This is a genomic window from Asticcacaulis biprosthecium C19 (genome assembly GCF_000204015.1).
GTDB classification, from domain to species: domain Bacteria; phylum Pseudomonadota; class Alphaproteobacteria; order Caulobacterales; family Caulobacteraceae; genus Asticcacaulis; species Asticcacaulis biprosthecius.
On the sequence record NZ_GL883078.1, the window covers coordinates 86,145 to 88,914 of the forward strand.

The following is a 2,770-nucleotide window of genomic DNA, read 5'->3' on the forward strand; positions in this document are numbered from 1 at the left end:
GACTTCGTAGGGAGGAGGGAGCCCGTAACCTCTTATGCGAATTTTCTGCTCTGGCTAAATCTGTACCAAACCCCTATCTCCCGTCCATGTCCGAATACCTCCCCGATCCGCGCCTGGCGCAGTCAGCCCTCCCGCTCTACGACCCGGTCAAGGCGGCAGACTTCCCGCAAACCGTCCTGCGCTACCGCAACGACCGCGCGGCCGCCTCCGTCGGGCTCAACGCCCTAAGCGACGAAGCCTGGCTCAACCATTTCGGCCGCTTCCAGCCCCTGCCCGGCAACCAAGCCGAACCGCTGGCGCTGCGCTACCACGGCCATCAGTTCCGCCACTACAACCCGGACCTCGGCGACGGCCGCGGCTTCCTGTTTGCCCAACTGCGAGACGACAAGGGCCGGCTGCTCGACCTCGGCACCAAGGGCTCCGGGCAAACCCCGTGGTCGCGCGGCGGCGACGGCCGGCTGACGCTGAAAGGCGGCGTCCGTGAAGTCCTGGCGACCGCCATGCTGGAAGCCCTGGGCGTCCCGACCTCGAAGTCCTTCTCGCTGATCGAAACCGGCGAAGCCCTGCACCGCGGCGACGAGCCCTCCCCCACACGCTCGGCGGTGCTCACCCGACTATCGCATTCGCACCTGCGCTTCGGCACGTTCGAACGCCTGGCCTGGTTGAACGATGCCGACACCATGCGCGGCCTGTGCGACTTCATCATCGCCAACTACCACCCGACCGCTCAGGACATTCCCGGCCTGTTCGACGCCGTTGTCTGCGCCAACGCCCGACTATCCGCGCGCTGGATGGCCGCCGGCTTTGTCCATGGCGTGCTCAACACCGACAATATGAGCATGACCGGCGAAAGTTTCGACTATGGCCCCTACCGCTTCCTGCCGTGGTACCAAACCGGCTTTACCGCCGCCTATTTCGACCACGCCGGCCTCTATGCCTATGGTCGCCAGCCTGACACCGTCCTGTGGAACCTGGGCCAACTGGGCCGCAGCCTGACCCTGATCAGCGACAGCGAGCCCCTGGTCGCCGCCTTCAACACCTGCCCGGAGCGCTACGACAGCGAATTCGCCCTGGCGATCTGTGCCAGACTCAACATCGTACCGCTGGCCGATAACCAGCCCCTGCTGAAAAGCCTGTTTCCGCTGTTAGGCAGCCTGGCCTATGACGGCAGTTTCGAGGGTCTTTTTTACGATTGGTTCGGCGGCAAACTCAGCGCAAGCCGCGCCATGGCCGGTCCGCGCGCCGAACACTATACCGGCGACCTGTTCGAGGCCTTCCGCGCGGCGCTGGACGCCTACGACACCGCCGATCCGTCAAAACTGGATCACCCGCGGTTCGCAGAACCCGATCCGGAAACCCTGTTGATTGATGAGATCGAGGCCATCTGGGCCGATATCGCGCAAAGCGACGACTGGTCGGCCTTCCACGCCAAGCTGGCGGCGATCGAAATCTACCGCCAGGCACTCAACCTTCAGGCCGAATAGCGCGACTTTTCCTGCTGTTCGCGGCGGATAAAGTTCAGAAGCTGAGTTTCCAGAACGTCCTGGGCGCCATCGGCATCGATCCGAGCATCCAGCCAGGTGCGTTCGGCGTGCGTCACCACAGCATCCGCCATGGCAGCGGCGTCATCGCTGACGCTATTGTCCAGCACAGTCTTCGACAGGCGAGCATCGGGCGTGCGGTGGCCAAAGACACGGCTGGCGAAACGCAGCACGCTGACGCTAGTGTCGGCTGCATAGGCGTCGAGGTTCTGTTGCTCTTCGCGCGTCAACGGCTGATAGGCGGCGTGGGCCATCATGTGGTTGGCGATCGCCTTGACGAACAGGTCGGGCCACTGTGCGCTGTGGCCGGCGTTCAGGTTGGCGTCCTTCAGACGAAACAGCAGTTCGGCCTCATCGCGCGAAACGATATAATGACCATCGCCGGCCTGGGCGTAGATGACCCGGCGCAGCAGTTCGACCTCGGTATCGTTGATCGCGCCCTTGTCCAGCAACCCGTTGCCGACCATCAGGCCGGTCTTGCGGGTCGGACCTTCGCCGGTCACAACCGCCGCCTCGATCTGCATCAGGGCATAGGCTTTCAGAGCTTGCGGCACCGAGTTCGCCGTCTCCAGCACCTTCACCAGCAGTTCCAGTTCGGCCAGGGAATCGACCTTGCCGTCGTGATCGATCGCCTGCATCAGCCACTGCGCCTTGGCGTCATCGACATAACCGGTGGGCTGCTGTTGATGGATGACATGATCGCACATGACCTCGACGAAATAGTCGATCCATTCGGGGCTGCGCACCGGACAGGCGCTGTTCAGCGCCATCAGGGTGTCGGCTTCCGCGGTATTGACGCCGCCGTCATGCCAGACCAGACGCCGCAGGGCCAGAACGTCCTCTGGCCCGATTTCGGCGCGTTGGGTCAGTTCGGCGGCAAGGGCTGTCAGGCTGGCGGTCATGGTCGGCTTCTCCGATTTCGATGGCGTAAACCCTACCACAGAGGGATTAACGCCTTGTAATTAGCCGATCCGCGCTTTGGAGTTTACGTTATCCAACGGAGGACCAGCCCATGAATATTGCCCTGATAAGCGCGCTTGTACTGGTAGCTGGCCAGGCACGAAGGTCTATGCCACCAGCGCTCCGGACGACCGCACCGAAGGCATAGCGGACTATTACGCCGGCCTCCTGCGCGCCAACGGCGGCAACAGCCCTTGGTGTAAGGGTTAACTTATCCTCCCCCGTTTGCGGCTAGGCGATGCACACATCTCTTAGGAGAGGCATAAAAC

The 2,770-nt window shown here is 62.9% G+C and carries 2 protein-coding genes; one reads left to right on the forward strand and one right to left on the reverse strand.

Features of this window, described 5'->3' with window-relative positions; genetic code table 11:
• Positions 1-86 precede the first annotated feature (86 nt).
• The gene (locus ABI_RS11080; protein WP_040309157.1) at positions 87-1,484 is read left to right on the forward strand and encodes a protein adenylyltransferase SelO family protein; all 1,398 of its coding nucleotides are present in this window, start codon (positions 87-89) and stop codon (positions 1,482-1,484) included.
• On the opposite strand, the gene ABI_RS11085 is transcribed toward ABI_RS11080, so the two are convergent.
• Positions 1,472-2,443 carry a hypothetical protein gene (locus ABI_RS11085; protein ID WP_040309158.1) on the reverse strand — a complete coding sequence of 324 codons (972 nt, stop codon included), beginning with the start codon at positions 2,441-2,443 and terminating at the stop codon, positions 1,472-1,474. The two genes, ABI_RS11080 and ABI_RS11085, sit on opposite strands and share 13 nt — an antisense overlap.
• Positions 2,444-2,770: the final 327 nt, after the last annotated feature.

What these genes read in the sequence shown, in the direction of transcription:
- ABI_RS11080 (WP_040309157.1), top strand. Translation starts at nt 87, where the DNA reads ATGTCCGAATACCTCCCCGATCCGCGCCTGGCGCAGTCAGCCCTCCCG.
- ABI_RS11085 (WP_040309158.1), bottom strand. Translation starts at nt 2,443, where the DNA reads ATGACCGCCAGCCTGACAGCCCTTGCCGCCGAACTGACCCAACGCGCC.